At 61.6% G+C, this 16265-nt stretch carries 13 protein-coding genes; 10 read left to right on the forward strand and 3 right to left on the reverse strand.

All coding sequences use genetic code 11. The features are described 5' to 3' along the window. Positions 1-222 precede the first annotated feature (222 nt). From dnaN to ACVOKO_RS03690, 10 genes are all read left to right on the forward strand, one after another. Positions 223-1323, forward strand: coding sequence for a DNA polymerase III subunit beta (dnaN, locus tag ACVOKO_RS03645; protein ID WP_057629944.1), 1101 nt, complete (start codon positions 223-225; stop codon positions 1321-1323). Positions 1324-2523: 1200 nt separating this feature from the next. After that, positions 2524-3624, forward strand: coding sequence for a DNA replication/repair protein RecF (recF, locus tag ACVOKO_RS03650; protein WP_346497378.1), 1101 nt, complete (start codon positions 2524-2526; stop codon positions 3622-3624). 110 nt (positions 3625-3734) lie between these two features. Next, positions 3735-6194 carry a DNA topoisomerase (ATP-hydrolyzing) subunit B gene (gene gyrB / locus ACVOKO_RS03655; RefSeq protein ID WP_346497380.1) on the forward strand — a complete coding sequence of 820 codons (2460 nt, stop codon included), beginning with the start codon at positions 3735-3737 and terminating at the stop codon, positions 6192-6194. 71 nt (positions 6195-6265) lie between these two features. Beyond that, positions 6266-7099 (forward strand): CPBP family intramembrane glutamic endopeptidase, encoded by an 834-nt coding sequence (locus ACVOKO_RS03660; RefSeq protein ID WP_346497382.1) that lies wholly within the window; start codon positions 6266-6268, stop codon positions 7097-7099. 70 nt (positions 7100-7169) lie between these two features. Continuing rightward, a complete protein-coding gene (locus tag ACVOKO_RS03665; protein ID WP_346497384.1) occupies positions 7170-7976 on the forward strand; it encodes a M48 family metallopeptidase in 807 nt (268 codons plus the stop codon). A 131-nt stretch (positions 7977-8107) separates the two neighbouring features. Next, on the forward strand, positions 8108-9292 hold the full coding sequence (locus ACVOKO_RS03670) for a tetratricopeptide repeat protein (RefSeq protein ID WP_346497386.1): 1185 nt from the start codon (positions 8108-8110) through the stop codon (positions 9290-9292). Between the two features lie 146 nt (positions 9293-9438). Continuing rightward, positions 9439-10110, forward strand: a complete 672-nt coding sequence (locus tag ACVOKO_RS03675) for an energy transducer TonB (RefSeq protein ID WP_430980706.1) — start codon at positions 9439-9441, stop codon at positions 10108-10110. A gap of 86 nt (positions 10111-10196) precedes the next feature. Further along, on the forward strand, positions 10197-10940 hold the full coding sequence (gene exbB / locus ACVOKO_RS03680; RefSeq protein WP_057629874.1) for a TonB-system energizer ExbB: 744 nt from the start codon (positions 10197-10199) through the stop codon (positions 10938-10940). A 47-nt stretch (positions 10941-10987) separates the two neighbouring features. Further along, complete coding sequence (locus ACVOKO_RS03685; RefSeq protein ID WP_346497388.1) at positions 10988-11416, forward strand: ExbD/TolR family protein; 429 nt, start codon at positions 10988-10990, stop codon at positions 11414-11416. 3 nt (positions 11417-11419) lie between these two features. After that, entirely contained in the window at positions 11420-11830 is a 411-nt protein-coding gene (locus ACVOKO_RS03690; RefSeq protein ID WP_346497390.1) for an ExbD/TolR family protein, read from the forward strand. A 1303-nt stretch (positions 11831-13133) separates the two neighbouring features. Here ACVOKO_RS03690 and ACVOKO_RS03695 read toward each other — a convergent pair. The 3 genes from ACVOKO_RS03695 to cls form a co-directional block, all read right to left on the reverse strand. Next, positions 13134-13901, reverse strand: coding sequence for a pyridoxine 5'-phosphate synthase (locus tag ACVOKO_RS03695; RefSeq protein ID WP_346497392.1), 768 nt, complete (start codon positions 13899-13901; stop codon positions 13134-13136). Continuing rightward, positions 13898-14206, reverse strand: coding sequence for a hypothetical protein (locus tag ACVOKO_RS03700; RefSeq protein ID WP_346497394.1), 309 nt, complete (start codon positions 14204-14206; stop codon positions 13898-13900). Before ACVOKO_RS03700 ends, ACVOKO_RS03695 begins: the two co-directional genes overlap by 4 nt. Positions 14207-14383: 177 nt before the next feature. Continuing rightward, the gene (gene cls, locus ACVOKO_RS03705) at positions 14384-15844 is read right to left on the reverse strand and encodes a cardiolipin synthase (protein ID WP_346497396.1); all 1461 of its coding nucleotides are present in this window, start codon (positions 15842-15844) and stop codon (positions 14384-14386) included. Positions 15845-16265 lie beyond the last annotated feature (421 nt).

Consider the following 16265-nt stretch of genomic DNA (forward strand, 5'->3'; position numbering starts at 1 on the left):
AGGCGTTGGAGAAGTTGTGGATAAGATTGGCTGGTAAAAACGCAGCAAATTTATCCACAGCTTCACCCACCTGCTCAGTGCCAGTAATACACGGGTTTCAAAGCAAATAAACCCATATAAAACAAACACTTGGGTGTGTTTTAAACCAAATCTGGCTCTACCAGCACCACCAAGCTTTTGATTTAATCCACATCTTTTAAAAGCATAGGGGCACGAAACCACATGCGTTTCACACTGCAGCGCGAAGCCTTTCTCAAGCCGTTGGCCCAGGTCGTCAACGTGGTTGAACGCCGCCAGACTCTGCCGGTTCTGGCTAATTTCCTCGTCCAGGTTCAAGGCGGCCAGCTTTCGCTGACCGGTACCGACCTCGAAGTGGAAATGGTCTCCCGCATCGCGGTCGAAGATGCCCAGGACGGCGAAACCACGATTCCGGCGCGTAAATTGTTCGAAATCATCCGTGCCCTGCCCGACGGCAGCCGCATCACGGTTTCGCAGACCGGCGACAAGATCACCGTCCAGGCCGGTCGCAGCCGTTTCACCCTGGCCACCCTTCCCGCCAACGACTTCCCGTCGGTTGACGAAGTTGAAGCTACCGAGCGCGTCGTCGTGCCGGAAGCGGCGCTGAAGGAACTGATCGAACGCACTGCTTTCGCCATGGCGCAGCAGGATGTTCGCTACTACCTCAACGGTCTGCTGTTCGACCTGCGCGACAGCATCCTGCGTTGCGTGGCCACCGATGGTCACCGCCTGGCGCTGTGCGAAACCGCACTGGAAAACGATAACGGCGCAAAGCGTCAGATCATCGTGCCGCGCAAGGGCGTTACCGAATTGCAGCGTCTGCTGGAAGGCGGCGAGCGTGAGGTGGAGCTGGAAGTTGGCCGTAGCCACGTGCGCATGAAGCGCGACGATGTCACCTTCACCTCGAAGCTGATCGACGGCCGTTTCCCGGATTACGAAGCGGTGATCCCGATCGGTGCCGACCGCGAAGTGAAGGTTGAGCGCGAAACCCTGCGTGCCTCGCTGCAGCGTGCGGCCATTCTCTCCAACGAGAAGTACCGCGGCGTTCGCGTCGAAGTCACCCCGGGCCAGCTGAAAATCAGCGCGCACAACCCGGAGCAGGAAGAAGCGCAGGAAGAAATTGAAGCCGATACCGTGGTCAGCGACCTGGCGATCGGCTTCAACGTGAACTACCTGCTCGACGCCTTGTCGGCATTGCGCGATGAGCACGTTGTGATCCAGCTGCGCGATTCCAACTCCTCGGCGCTGGTGCGTGAAGCCAGCAGCGAGAAGTCGCGCCACGTGGTGATGCCGCTGCGTCTCTGACCAGCAGGTTCCACGTGGAACACGAAGAAGCCCGGCTGATGCCGGGCTTTTTTTTGCTTCGCTTCCAGACCAGGTTCCACGTGGAACAGCCCCTTTCGATGGCAGATTCGCCAGCTACTGGGTGTTTGCTGGGCCTGTCTGCAGGGTTCTCGCGGAGCTGCGGCTGGATCGCAGTTGGTTTTCCTTCTCCGGCTGATGAAGCGGCGGGCATGGTCGCGACAGAACACCGATTGCCGGAGAAGACCTGGTTCTCCGCTTCAGCGTTCTCCGCGTAGTCGTTGGCCCTACCGCTACGTTCTGGCTGGGCTGAACCAATTACGTCAGCACTGGCCAATGCTTTCGATGCCGGGATCCAGTCCCCTGCCCCTCCGCGCTGTTGGTAGATCGGCAAGACCTACCGAGGACTGCAGGCCGGTCCAGCAATGTAGCTATCCGCGCAATGCCAATCGCCTCGATTCACTGAAACTTTTGCCATGCGCCGACCTGCCGCGTGTCCAAGTCCTGGGCGAGCTGTCGATGCGCCATGGATTCCTTGAAATCCGCGAGTACTCACCGCCAGCAGGCAATCAGATTTGAAGAAATCTGCCCCTGTTCCACGTGGCGGCATCCGAGGACGCAGGGCAGGCAGACGAAGCGGTTTCAGCCAGCGCCAGATTTCTTCAAATCTGAAACAACTAGCAGTATCTCCGCCCGCAGATTTCAAGAAATCACAGGCTTGGATTTTGGCCCTTTCTGGCTGCCGGTTTTCTCAGCTCTATGCTTTAAATCTGAGAATAAATCAAAAGCTTGGTGGTGATGGTAGGAGCAGATTTTATGTAAAACTACCTTAAGTTGCTGTTTTACATAGCCTTATTGGCCTTGAAACCCCCTGTAGAACTCGCCTTCAAGCCTGTGGATATCTGTGGATAAGACCGAAGGGTGCTTCAAGGGGTCATCTTATCCACAGATTGCCCCACTTATACACAGGGTTTGTACCCCGACCTATACATTCCGGAAAAAGACGCCGGATTTCGTGAAATCTGCAGCAGCTCTGGCCACACCACCTCTCAGATTTGAAGAAATGCGGGGGTGTTCCACGTGGCACCTGTTTACGCCGGCAGCTGGCAGTCGAACGGAACTGCTCAAACAGGGCGGATGCTTTAAGCTGCGCATGGCCAGCCACGGACTGCGTGGCGGCGTCATGCTTTCTTTCGAGCGTCAATGCATATCGTCCGTGTTGCCTTGAACCGTGTACGTCGGTTCGATTCGGTGGAGTTGGCTCCCCGCCCCGGCATCAACCTCATTACCGGCGCCAACGGCGCTGGCAAGACCAGCGTGCTCGAAGCCCTGCACCTGATGGCGTATGGGCGCAGCTTCCGTGGCCGCGTGCGCGATGGCCTGGTGCAGAAAGGCGCAGAGAATCTGGACGTTTTTGTCGAATGGCAGGAACGAACCGGCGCAGAACAAGGCGTTTCAACGCGTCGCGCCGGTCTGCGGCACAGCGGACAGGCCTGGAAAGGCCGCCTGGACGGCGAAGATGTGCTGCAACTGGGCAATCTCTGCGCCGCGCTGGCCGTGGTGACCTTTGAACCGGGTAGCCATGCGTTGGTCAGCGGCGGTAGTGAACCGCGCCGGCGTTTCATCGATTGGGGATTGTTCCACGTGGAACCTGACTTCCTCCCCCTGTGGCGGCGTTATACCCGTGCGCTCAAACAGCGCAATGCCCTGTTGAAGATGGGCGCCCCGGGAAAGCAGCTCGATGCCTGGGACTGGGAGCTGGCCGAAGCGGGAACCCCGCTTACCTCCAGGCGCCAGCACTATCTGGAAAGGCTGCAGGATCGGGCCGTGGCGATTGCCGCCGATCTGGCGCCGGGCCTGCAATTGAACAGTCTGGAACTGCAGCCGGGTTGGCGTCGGCACGAAATGCCGCTGAGCGACGCCTTGTTGTTGGCACGCGAACGCGATCGCAGCGCCGGCTACACCTCGGTAGGCCCACATCGCGCCGATTGGAGCGTAGGTTTCACGCAGATTCCCGGCCGTGATGCCTTGTCGCGAGGCCAGGCCAAGCTGACGGCGCTGGCTTGCCTGCTCGGCCAGGCTGACGACTATGCGACGCAGCGTGGCGAATGGCCGGTCATCGCCCTGGATGACCTTGGCTCGGAGCTGGATCGCAACCACCAACAGCGCGTGCTGGAGTATCTTGCAGGGACACCTGCGCAGATCTTCATCACCGCCACCGAAACACCGGCCGCCCTTGCAGCCGATCTGCATCCCGCAGCTGTGTTCCACGTGGAACATGGCGCCATCAATGCCGTGAACTGAAGCCTTCAGGGCGGAACCCCCCCCGGCAGGTATAATCGGAACGTCATCCCCTATCTCTCATGCCTGTTCCACGGAATGGCGCATGACCTGCGGAGCCTACGGCAAGCGCAATGAGCGAAGAACAGAACACCCCGGTCAACAACGGCAATTACGACGCCAACAGCATCACCGCATTGGAAGGCTTGGAGGCTGTACGCAAGCGTCCCGGTATGTACATCGGCGACGTCCATGACGGCACTGGCCTGCACCACATGGTGTTCGAGGTTGTCGATAACTCCATCGACGAAGCACTCGCCGGCCATGCCGACAACGTATTGGTCACCATCCATGCCGACGGTTCGGTGTCGGTGGCCGATAACGGCCGCGGCATTCCGGTGGGCAAGCACGCGCAGATGAGCCAGAAGCTCGACCGCGAAGTCTCCGCCGCTGAAGTGGTGATGACGGTCCTGCATGCCGGTGGCAAGTTCGACGACAACAGCTACAAGGTTTCCGGTGGCCTGCACGGCGTCGGCGTCAGCGTGGTCAATGCGCTGTCGCAGAAGCTGATGCTGGATATCTACCAGGGCGGTTTCCACTACCAGCAGGAATATGCCGACGGTGCCGCGGTAACGCAGCTGAAGCAGCTGGAAGCCAGCGACCGTCGCGGTACCGTGCTGCGCTTCTGGCCGTCGGTAAAGGCGTTCCACGGCAACGTCGAGTTCCATTACGAAATCCTGGCCCGCCGCCTGCGCGAGCTGTCGTTCCTGAACTCCGGCGTCAACATCACCCTGGTGGACGAGCGCGGCGAAGGCCGTCGCGACGACTACCACTACGAAGGCGGCATCAAGAGCTTCGTGGAGCATCTGGCGCAGGTGAAGACCCCGCTGCATCCGAACGTGATCGCGGTAACCGGCGAAGCCAATGGCATCGTGGTTGAAGTTGCGCTGCAGTGGACCGATTCCTACCAGGAAACGATGTACTGCTTCACCAACAACATCCCGCAGAAGGACGGCGGTACCCACCTTGCCGGCTTCCGCGCCGCGCTGACCCGTACGCTCAACAACTACATTGAGCAGAGCGGCATCGCCAAGCAGGCCAAGATCAGCTTCACCGGCGACGACATGCGCGAAGGCATGATCGCGGTGTTGTCGGTCAAGGTGCCGGACCCGAGCTTCTCCAGCCAGACCAAGGAAAAGCTGGTCAGCTCCGACGTCAAGCCGGCGGTGGAAAGCACCTTCGGTGCCAAGCTGGAAGAATTCCTGCAGGAAAACCCGAACGAAGCCAAGGCCATTGCCGGCAAGATCGTCGACGCAGCCCGTGCCCGCGAAGCCGCGCGCAAGGCCCGCGATCTGACCCGCCGCAAGGGCGCGCTGGATATCGCCGGCCTGCCGGGCAAGCTCGCCGACTGCCAGGAAAAAGATCCGGCCTTGTCCGAACTGTTCATCGTCGAGGGTGACTCGGCAGGTGGCTCAGCCAAGCAGGGCCGCAACCGCAAGAACCAGGCGGTGCTGCCGCTGCGCGGCAAGATCCTCAACGTGGAACGTGCGCGCTTCGACCGCATGTTGGCCTCCGATCAGGTCGGTACGCTGATCACCGCGCTGGGCACCGGCATTGGCCGCGACGAGTACAACCCGGACAAGCTGCGCTACCACAAGATCATCATCATGACCGACGCCGACGTCGACGGCGCGCACATCCGTACGCTGCTGTTGACGTTCTTCTACCGTCAGATGCCGGAGTTGATCGAGCGTGGTTACGTGTATATCGGCCTGCCGCCGCTGTACAAGATCAAGCAGGGCAAGACCGAGCTGTACCTGAAGGATGATCCGGCGCTGGATGCCTATCTGGCCAACAACGCGGTCGAAAATGCATCACTGATCCCGGCCACCGGCGAACCGCCGATCGAAGGCGTGGCGCTGGAAAAGCTGCTGATGACCTACGCCGCCGCGCAGGAAGCCATCAACCGCAACGCGCACCGCTACGATCGCAGCCTGCTCGAGGCATTGGTGGATTTCACCCCGATGGATCTGGAGCATCTGCGCACCGCAGGCCCGGGCGAAGGCCTGGAAGCTTTGGCCACGCGTTTGAACCAGGGCAGCCTGGGTACGCCGCGTTACAGCCTGGTCCTGCAGGAACCGAACGAACAGCGTCCGGCTGCGGTACTGGTCAACCGTCGTCACATGGGTGAGGAACATACCCAGGTGCTGCCGCTGGCTGCATTTGAATCCGGCGAACTGCGCCAGCTGCATCAGGCCTCGCAGCTGTTGCACGGACTGGTGCGCGAAGGCGCCACCATCAACCGCGGCAACAAATCCTCGGAGATCACCGGTTTTGCGCAGGCACAGGCCTGGTTGATGGAAGAAGCCAAGAGGGGCCGCATGATCCAGCGCTTCAAGGGCCTGGGTGAAATGAACCCCGAGCAGCTCTGGGATACCACGGTCAACCCGGATACCCGGCGCCTGCTGCAGGTGCGTATCGAAGACGCCGTGGAAGCCGATCAGATCTTCAGTACCTTGATGGGCGATGTGGTGGAACCGCGTCGCGACTTCATCGAGAGCAATGCGCTGAAGGTCATGAACCTGGATATCTGATCCAGCGCAGCCGCTAGCGTGGGCGCCGGCAACGGCGCCCACTTCTTATCCGTGCCACTCCCAGGTCCGCGATGTCCAGCCTCCCTGACGTACCGCTTTCCTCACCCTCCTCGTCTTCGCCGCCGCACGGTTCACCGGTCCTGGGTTTCGGACTGGATCTGCTGATCGGCATCGCCACACTGTTGTTCCTCAGTGTGCTGGGCGGTTTGGCGTGGGGCTTGTGGCGCGGTATTGAGGTTGGCATGCAGGCCGCCCGTGACGGCACCACGCCTGCGGCGACGGAAATGGCCAGTGCGCTGGGTGCGCCCGGCGCATTGGCGCAGATGTTGATTGCGCTGTTTTCCACCGGCGGTGCCGCGCTGCTGCTGTATTTCCTGCGCCGTCGCGCCAACGCGGCAGAACGCGCGCAGTCGCAGCAGGCATTACGCCGCGCTTCCACCTGGGGCTGGACCGCACTGGTCGCCGCCGGGGTTTTTATCGGCAGCAGCTTCATTGGCTGGGCGGCTAAGCAGATGGGCGTGGAACCGGTGCCCACCAACCTGCTGTTGATGCAGCAGGCATGGGCGCAATACCCGGTGTTTCTGGTGGCGTTCGCGGTGCTGCTGGCCCCTGCCTACGAAGAACTGCTGTTCCGCCGCGTGTTGTTCGGGCGGCTGTGGGCGGCTGGACGCCCGCTGCTGGGCATCGTGCTCAGCAGCATGGCATTTGCGCTGGTGCATGAAATCCCCGGCACCAGCCCCAACAGTTTTCCGGCAATGCTGCAGCTGTGGTTGATCTACGGCGGCATGGGCGCAGCTTTCGCCTGGGTTTACCGCAAGACCGGCACGTTATGGGCGGCGGTTATCGCTCATGCTGTGAACAATGCGGTTGCGTTGGCGGCGATGGTCCTGTTCGGCACGCAATAAAACGACCTGCGGTTGACGAAAAATTAAGCTAGACGCTCGCACACTGCAGATGTGAATCAGGGGAACGCGAATGAAAGCTGTCGGACTAGCCGTTGTTGCCGCGCTGTTGCTCAGCGCCTGTGCTACCACCACCTCCCCTACCGGGCGGCGCCAGGTGGTTGGCGGTGTTTCCCAGCAGCAGCTGGATCAGCTCGGCGCCCAGGCCTTCGCTGAAACCAAGGCCAAGCAGACCCTCAACCGCGATGCCAGGCAGAACGCCTACGTGCAGTGCGTGGTGAACGCGCTGGTGGCGCAGCTGCCGCCTCAATACCATGGCGTACGTTGGGAAACGGCCGTTTTCGTCGAAAAGGAACCCAACGCCTTCGCCCTGCCCGGCGGCAAGGTCGGGGTGAATACCGGCATCTTCAGCGTGGCCAAGAACCAGGATCAGCTGGCGGCGGTGATCGGCCATGAAATCGGCCATGTGATCTCGCGCCACCACGAAGAGCGCCTGACCCGCCAGCAGAGCACCCAGCTGGGCCTGGGCATTCTCGGCGCGCTGGCCGGCGCAGCCTACGGCGATACAGCCGCCAGCGCGGTCAATCAGTTCGGTGGAATGGGCGCACAGGGCCTCATTCTGTTGCCCGGCTCACGCACGCAGGAAAGTGAGGCTGACGTGGTGGGGCAACGTCTGATGGCACAGGCCGGCTTTGACCCCTCACAAGCGGTAAACCTATGGCAGAACATGATGGCTGCCAGTGGAAACCGTTCTCCCCAGTGGCTTTCCACCCATCCCGACCCTGCCAACCGCATCCGTGAATTACAGCGTGACACCCCTGCGTTGGAGCCTGTTTATCAGCAGGCGCGGCGTTCTGGTGTAGTCCCACGCTGTGGTTAGTTGTAGGGAAATGCTGCAGTACACCATCAGAAGTGATTTCTCCGTCAAATAATTTCTGATACGTTTGTGTGCTCGGTTTCGTTCCGACAGTTTGAATTTCTACCGCCACGGCGGCTCCTTCGAGGTGATACATGATCTTCCGCAGCCAAAAGCACGCCGTGCTCTCCATCCTCATCGCCACTGCATTGGGCGGTGTTGTCGTCGCTGACGCTGCGGCGCAGTCGCGCTCGTCCGAGCGTCGTGGCAACAAGGAAAGCGCCAAGGCTGAAGTGCTGTACCCGGAAGCGACCCGCGTCGACCCGAAGGGCAAGGCCTCCTCGAAGATGGGCAGCAAGCTCAACAAGCTGTTTGCTGCCTACAACAAGCAGGAATACGCGGAAACCCGCACCCTGGCCGATGAAATCATCGCCTCGCCCGATGCCAACGATTACGACAAGGCCGTGGCCAACCAGCTGGGTTCGCAGGGTGCCTACAACCTTGACGACAACGCCGCCGCCAAGCAGTACCTGCAGCAGGCCATCGCGCTGAACCAGCTGGACAACAACGGCCACTTCCAGGCGATGTTGATGCTGGCCCAGCTGCAGCTGCAGGACGACCAGCTCGTGGAAGGCCTGGCCAACCTGGACAAGTACTTCGCCGAGTCCAAGTCGAACAAGCCCGAAGAACTGATCATCAAGGGTCAGGCGCTGTACCAGAGCGAAAAGTACGCCGAGGCGATCCCGGTGCTGAAGGCGGCCATCGCTGCCTCGCCCGAGCCGAAGGACAACTGGAACCAGCTGTTGATGGCCTCCTACGCCGAATCCGGCCAGACCGGTGAAGCGGTCAAGGAAGCAGAAGCGCTGGCGGCCAAGAACCCGGCCGACAAGAAGGCCCAGCTCAACCTGGCCAGCATGTACATGCAGGCCGACCAGATGGACAAGGCTGCCGCAGTGATGGACAAGCTGCGCGCGGCTGGACAGCTCACCGAAGAGCGCGAATACAAGCAGCTGTATTCGATCTACGCCAACACCGACAACAAGGAACGGGACGTCATTGCGGTGATCAACGAGGGCATGTCGAAGGGCATCCTCAAGCCGGACTACCAGACTTACCTGGCGCTGGCCCAGTCGTACTACTACACCGAGCAGGTGCCGCAGGCGATTGAAGCCTGGAGGAACGCGGCCCCGCTGTCCAAGGACGGTGAAACGTACCTGAATCTGGCCCGTGTTTTGCATGCCGAAGGCCGTATTCCGGAAGCAAAGCAGGCCGCGCGTGATGCACTGGCAAAGGGCATCAAAAACCCTGCCGATGCAAACAAAATCATCAACCTGAAGTAAGCAGGAATAACGCCTGAACGGCTGCATTTTTGATGCGCAGCTGGTCAGGATTGGTATAAGCTTGGAGGTTCCTGCGGTGTCATGCACCGCTGAATCAGGGGCGGTTCCACACCACCGTCCCGACCCCACTAAAGAGTTCTTGGCGCATGACGGAACAACTGGTCTTCCACCACAGGTATGACACCCAGAAAGAAACGGGCCTGAGCTGGCCGCGTATCGCGGGTATCGCATTTGTAATCGCACTGCATCTCGCAGCCTTGATGATGCTTCTGATTCCGGCCGTTGCTCCCAAGGCAGCAGCGGAAAAGGAACGCAACGTCATGGTGACGCTGGTCGACGCACCGCCGCCGCCACCGCCGCCGCCGCCGCCGCCGCCGCCGCAGGACACCCCGCCGCCGCCGGTCAAGAACCTGGCGCCGCCGAAGGCTTCGCCGTTGCCGCCGCCGCCGGAAGCACCGGTGATCGACGTGCCGGAACCGCGTCCTAACGACGTGGTGACGCCGCCGGCTCCGCCTGCACCGCCGTCGCCGCCGGTTGACATCCAGGCCAGCGTGGACATCTCGTCCAAGGCCATGAACCCGCCGCGTTACCCGCCGGCTGCATTCCGTGCCGGTATCCAGGGCGAGGTCATCCTGATCATTGATGTCGATGCCAGCGGCAACGTCACCAATGTGTCTGTCGAGAAGTCCAGCCGTAACCGCGACCTCGACCGAGCTGCAATGGAAGCGGCGCGCAAGTGGAAGTTCAACCCCGCCCAGAGCGGTGGATCGAAGGCAGCTGGTCGCGTCCGCGTCCCGGTCAACTTTGCGCTGAGCTGATCCGCGTGGCGGCTTCGATCGCCGCCACCAGGTCAGGTCAACATTAGCTACACCCTTTAACACCACACACAACAAAGGTAAGCGTCATGCTGCAGGAAATTTTCATCGCCGCTGCTGCCGGGGGCAACGCAAACAACGCTCTCTCGCAGATGGGCTTCGAGCATCTGATCCACGAAATGACCACCAAGCCGGGCGACTTCGCCGTTTCCTGGGTTGTTCTGTTGACCCTGGTGATCATGTCGGCCATGTCCTGGTACTGGACCGTCATCAACATCTTCCGTACCGCTCGCCTGAAGTCGGCTGCTGATCGTGTGCCGTCGCAGTTCTGGGATGCCCCGAACGCACAGGACGCCATCCGCGCCATGGAAGAACAGCCGGCTTCGGAGCCGTTCTCCAAGATCGCACTGGACGCTGCCCAGGCTGCCGCTCACCACCAGCAGGCTGGTGCTTCGGAAACCCTGAGCCGTTCGGAGTTCGTTGACCGCGCCCTGCGTCAGGCCGTGACCCGCGAATCCAACAAGCTGCAGGGCGGCATGATCCTGCTGGCCACCGTCGGTGCAACCGCTCCGTTCGTGGGTCTGCTGGGTACCGTGTGGGGCATCTACGGCGCGCTGATCAAGATCGGTGCAACCGGTTCGGCCTCGATCGACGCCGTTGCCGGCCCGGTGGGTGAAGCACTGATCATGACCGCCATCGGTCTGTTCGTGGCTATCCCGGCCGTGTTCGCCTTCAACTTCTTCAGCAAGATCAACAGCGCGACTGTCAGCAAGTTCGACACCTTCGCTCACGATCTGCACGACTTCTTCGCCACCGGTTCGCGCGTTCGCTAATCCGGCAGCTTAAGTAAGTCTTCGCAACGATATAGACGGAGCCCGTTATGGCTTTCAGTAGTGGTAACAGCAGCGGCCCAATGGCCGAGATCAACGTCACTCCCCTCGTGGACGTGATGTTGGTGCTGCTGATCATCTTCATCATCACGGCTCCCCTGATGTCCCATAAGGTCAAGGTGGAGTTGCCGGAAGCCAACCTGATCCAGAATCCGGATACTGCGCCAGATCGCAAGAATCCGATTACGGTGGCGGTCAAGGAAGACGGCAAGCTCTACTGGAACGACGAAGAGGTCTCCAAGGAGACCTTGGAATCCCGTTTCGCGACCGCTGCCCAGCAGACCCCCCAGCCGCCCTTGAATCTGCGTGGTGACAAGACCACCAAGATGAAGGTGATCAACGAGGTCACCAAGATCGCACAGGGTCAGGGCATGCTGGACGTCGGTTTTGTTGCCACCAAAGACAAACAGGGGCAATAAGGCATGGCATTCAGTAGTGGTGGAAACAAGGGCCCAATGGCCGACATCAACGTCACGCCCCTCGTGGACGTGATGCTGGTCCTGCTGATCATCTTCATCGTTACCGCGCCGATCATGACGTATCCGATCGCCGTGGATCTGCCGCAGCGGGTTATCAACCCGCCGCCGCAGCTGCGCGAGCCGCCGCCGCCGATCGACCTGCGCGTCGATTCAAGCAACCAGGTTTTCTGGAACAACAGTCCAGTCAACGTGGGCGACCTGCAGCAGAAGATGGAAGAAGAAGTACAGAAGGATCCGACCAACCAGCCGGAACTTCGCATCGAAGCAAGCCCGGATTCGGAGTACGACGTCATGGCCAAGATCCTGGCCCAGGCGAAGAACGCTCAGATGAAGAAGATTGGCTTCGTGCAGTAAGCAATACTGCAACACCAAGTCATGACGCGACTGGAAAACGCCCTCCTTGTGGGGGCGTTTTTTTTTGCTGTTTTTTTATTGCTTTTTGCCAATGCGTTTGCCAGATACGGTCCTGGAAGCGGCGGGTGCTCCGGCGTAAGCGAAGGCAAAGGTGGCAGAAGTGCAGAAATGCAGAAGTGGCAAAGATGGCAGTAGCGGCAATGGCGGCAGAACAAATGCCGAAGCAGCAGATCAAGCCCCTCTCCCGTTTACGGGAGAGGGGTTGGGGTGAGGGCAGACCGGAGCAGCCGTTTTCAAACGACATCCGATTTTTCCGAAGCCACAAACAGCAGCCCGCAAACCGAGCATTCAGCACTCCCTGCGCTGCTGCCTGGTCACGCGCTTGCCAAAGAAATCGAGCCGGATTCCCAAGCCAGTCCAACGCAGACAGATCTCTGGAAATCCTACGCAGCACCCACTTATCCACAACACATTGTGGATAGCTCAGAGCCGCCGGCGCCGATCACCAACCGCCGGAAAGGCCTGTGGATTACTGCACAACGCTCCACGTGAAAGCCTTCCATTTGAGGTAGACGATCACGGCGAACCCGCACCCTCGGTTGTGGATATCTTCACTGGCATCACTGCTGCTGCGTCATAGCCGCCCTGCCCCACCCTGCGGTCGCGTACATGTGGATAAGCCAACACGGAGTGCCCGCCCGGACTCTTCCGGCTCGTGATGGAGCGGGCAATCCACCGCCTGAATCCCAGAGGTTCCGCATCAGAAACGGCATTTTCGCACCGGCTTACAAACGCCCGAAAGCGCAGCCTGAAAGTTCCAGAAATCTATAAATCGGCGAAGAAGGCCGAACATAAGCGGCGTATAGCCGACATTGATTCGGAATTACTTCATCACTTGCCAAGCCGAGCCTGCACATGCCGGGATTACCAGCAGGACGTCAGTCGCTACAGGCCGATTGCATGGGTGCGATGGAAGGTGGTCGTACGCACCCATGAAGCCGCCGTGCTGCCTGTGGATAAGGTTGCCGTGCACATGCCGCAGGGCCAGATTTGGCAAGCTGCGGGCGTGACTCGAATGCCGCTATTTAGCTTATCCACACTGCTGAGCAGTTCAGTCAATGCCCTACGAAATGCTGTGGAAACGTATGTGGATAAGTGTGTGGATGCAATTTCATCCCTACCCTGCCAGCGCGGCCGCCGGGTCGTAGCGGTTGCCGTCGCGGAGTAGCGCGCGCCAAGGGCGTTGGGGGAACGCAGCGCTGTTTCCTGGCCTTGGCTGTGCCACAGGCGAACCTGGACCGGCTTAGCTGCTCAGGTTCTCGGCTTCGGCAATGGCTGCCAGATAGCCTGCCACGCTCGCTTCCAGCCCGGTATACAGGGCTTCGCTGATCAAGGCGTGGCCGATGGAGACTTCCAGCACATTGGGGACGTGGGCGAGGAACGCGCTCAGGTTGGCCTGCGACAGGTCGTGGCCGGCGTTGACGCCCAGCCCCGCTGCCTGCGCGCGGCGCGCCGCGTCGGCAAACACGGCCAACGACTCCCAGGGATCGCCGGCAGCATGCGCTTCGGCGTAGGGGCCTGTGTATAACTCGACGCGATCGGCACCCAGCACAGCGGCCTGGGCGATATCCGGATTGCCCGCATCAACGAACAGGCTGACCCGGCAGCCATAGGACTTCAGCGTAGCGATCAGCGGCCGCAGGCGTGCGCCATCGCGGTCGAAATCGAAGCCATGATCGGAGGTCAGCTGGCCATCGCTGTCGGGCACCAGCGTGGCCTGTGCCGGACGGGTCTGTTCGCACAGTTCGAGCAGGCCGGGATAGCCCTCGCGCGGCGGCGCGAACGGGTTGCCCTCGATGTTGAACTCGACGCCGTGTTGCTGGGTAAGCGCGGACAGCATCAGCACGTCGGCGGCGCGGATATGCCGCTGGTCCGGGCGCGGGTGCACGGTGATGCCGTGCGCGCCGGCACGCAGGCAGGTCATTGCCGCGCGAACCACATCCGGATCATTGCCGCCGCGCGAATTGCGCAGCACGGCAATCTTGTTGACGTTGACGCTGAGCACGGTCATGACTGTGGCAGCTCACGGTCGCCGGCAGCAGGGCTTGCCGGCGCTGGCGTGACCGCCGGTGCAGGCGCTGCCGTGGCGGGCTCGGCAGCGGGGCGCAGCTGCGCGCGCAGGGCCTGCAGTTCGGCGGCATGCAGCGGCCGCGGCACGGTGTTCATGCCACCAAAGCGGGCCACGTACAGGCCTTTGGCCCACAGCAACAGGAACACCAACGCCGCAAGCAGGGCCAGGACCAGCAGCCAGCTGTGGGTGGTGGAGAAGGCGAGCAGGAACGCCCCCAGCGCAAGCAATAGAAACAGCCAGTACATGACGATCTCCCCATCAGAGGTGTGCAGTGTAACGGCGTGGGCTGTGCCGATTCCACGCCGTCCCGCCCGCGTGGCCGCTGTACCTGCGAATGGGTAAAACGGGTGAAACGGTGGACAAGCCGCCTGCCCGGCCGCGCACGGCTGCAACGCCGGACGTGGGCGGTTGCGCTGCCGGGGTTACAGCAGCGGCGAGGCCAGCCGCGCGAAGGCTTCGGGCAGGCGCTTGCGCCACAGCGAGCGGTCGCGGATGGGCTGCACTTCTTCGGCGCTGTCGAACTCGGCCTGCAGGATGGCCTCCAGTTCGCCGGTGAGCTTGCGGTCGGTGTACATCATCGACAGCTCGAAATTCAGGCGGAAGCTGCGGTGATCGAAGTTGGCGGTGCCGACGATGCAGGTGTCGTCGTCGGCGATGAAGGCCTTGCTGTGCAACATGCGCGGGCCGTATTCGAAGATGCGCACACCCGCTTCCAGCAGCTCATCGAAGTAGGAGCGCGCGGCCAGGGTGACGAACCGGGAGTCGCTCTGCTTGGGCACCATCAGGCGTGTGTCCAGCCCACCGAGCGCGGCCGAGGTCAGGGCCATGCGCGCGGCCTCGCCGGGCACGAAGTACGGAGTGACAAGCCAGACCCGGCGCTTGGCTTCCTGGATGGCGGCCACATGCAGGCGGTGGATCGGCTCCCAGGCCGAGTCCGGGCCGGATACCAGCACCTGCGCATCAATGCTGCCCTGCGCGCGGCTGGGTACATCGGCCGGGAACAGGTCGGCGCGCTCGAATGCCTCCGGGCCCTGCTCGGTGGCATAGATCCAATCCTCCAGGAACACCAGCTGCAGGCTGAGGACAACCTGGCCGCGGATGCGCATATGCAGATCGCGATAGGCATTGGGGTTGCGGCTGTCGTCTTCCTCGTCGGTGACATTGATGCCGCCGGTAAAGGCCACCTCGCCATCGACCACCACCAGCTTGCGGTGGGTACGCATGTTCAACCACGGCCGCTTCAGCGGCTTGAGCAGCTGGCGCGGATGGAACCAGGCGACCTCCGCGCCGGCATCAAGCAGCGGCTGCAGGAAACGCTTGCGGATCTTGGACGAGCCCACCGCATCAAGCAGCAGGCGCACCTTGATGCCAGCGCGCGCGCGTTCCACCAGTGCATCGCGCATGGCGGTGCCGGCGTGGTCCGGCTCGAAGATGTAGTACTCCAGGTTGACGTGGCGGCGCGCTTTGCCGATGGCGTCGATGATCGCCGCATAGGTGGCCGCGCCATCCAGCAGCCAGTCGACATCGGTGGCGGTGCTCGGGGACAGGCCGGTGGTGGCCTGCCCTACCCGTGACAGTTCGGTGCAGTTGGCATCGGGCGGGCATACCGCGTCATAGGTGCTCATGCCCTCGCGGGAGCGGCCACGGCGCAGGCGTTGGCGCACGATTTTCTGTGGCCCGATCAGGTAGAACACGAACAGTCCGATATACGGCAGCGCGGCCAGCGACAGGATCCAGCTCAGCGTCGCCACCGGCTCGCGCTTCTGCAGCACGATGTAACAGGCCAGCACGAGCAGATAGGTGAGGTAGGCGGCGGCCAGGATCTGGGCGACGTAGGGAATGCTGGACAGACTTGTCCACAGGTCTTGGAGGGCTTCGCGCATCCGCCGATTCTAGCCATGCCGAGGACGACCGGGGCCCTGGTTGTTCTTGCGGGCTTGTGGGAGCGGCGTAAGCCGCGAAGCCAGGGATCTATCCGGCTTCAAAAAGCCCGGAGCAGGCGAGGCACCGGGCATGTACAGCGCGCGGCGGGAATGTCAGCTTCGCGGCTGACGCCGCTCCTACATGTGAGCCTCTGCGCAGCCTGCGGGCATCCGCCGACCAGCCGCTGTTTTGTAGGAGCGGCGTCAGCCGCGAAACCAGGGAACTATCCGGCTTCAAAAAGCCCGGACCAGCCGAGGCACCGGGCATGTACAGCGCGCGGCGGGAATGCCAGCTTCGCGGCTTACGCCGCTCCCACAAGCACACCTCTGCGCAGCCTGCGGACATTGGCCGCCCAGCCGCTGTTTTGTAGGAGCGGCGTAA

This window comes from Stenotrophomonas sp. STEN240, assembly GCF_056756175.1.

Coding starts and splice junctions, on each gene's coding strand:
- recF (WP_346497378.1), top strand. CDS start 2,524: ATGCATATCGTCCGTGTTGCCTTGAACCGTGTACGTCGGTTCGATTCG.
- gyrB (WP_346497380.1), top strand. CDS start 3,735: ATGAGCGAAGAACAGAACACCCCGGTCAACAACGGCAATTACGACGCC.
- ACVOKO_RS03670 (WP_346497386.1), top strand. CDS start 8,108: ATGATCTTCCGCAGCCAAAAGCACGCCGTGCTCTCCATCCTCATCGCC.
- ACVOKO_RS03700 (WP_346497394.1), bottom strand. CDS start 14,206: ATGTACTGGCTGTTTCTATTGCTTGCGCTGGGGGCGTTCCTGCTCGCC.
- ACVOKO_RS03665 (WP_346497384.1), top strand. CDS start 7,170: ATGAAAGCTGTCGGACTAGCCGTTGTTGCCGCGCTGTTGCTCAGCGCC.
- ACVOKO_RS03675 (WP_430980706.1), top strand. CDS start 9,439: ATGACGGAACAACTGGTCTTCCACCACAGGTATGACACCCAGAAAGAA.
- dnaN (WP_057629944.1), top strand. CDS start 223: ATGCGTTTCACACTGCAGCGCGAAGCCTTTCTCAAGCCGTTGGCCCAG.
- ACVOKO_RS03660 (WP_346497382.1), top strand. CDS start 6,266: ATGTCCAGCCTCCCTGACGTACCGCTTTCCTCACCCTCCTCGTCTTCG.
- ACVOKO_RS03690 (WP_346497390.1), top strand. CDS start 11,420: ATGGCATTCAGTAGTGGTGGAAACAAGGGCCCAATGGCCGACATCAAC.
- cls (WP_346497396.1), bottom strand. CDS start 15,844: ATGCGCGAAGCCCTCCAAGACCTGTGGACAAGTCTGTCCAGCATTCCC.
- exbB (WP_057629874.1), top strand. CDS start 10,197: ATGCTGCAGGAAATTTTCATCGCCGCTGCTGCCGGGGGCAACGCAAAC.
- ACVOKO_RS03695 (WP_346497392.1), bottom strand. CDS start 13,901: ATGACCGTGCTCAGCGTCAACGTCAACAAGATTGCCGTGCTGCGCAAT.
- ACVOKO_RS03685 (WP_346497388.1), top strand. CDS start 10,988: ATGGCTTTCAGTAGTGGTAACAGCAGCGGCCCAATGGCCGAGATCAAC.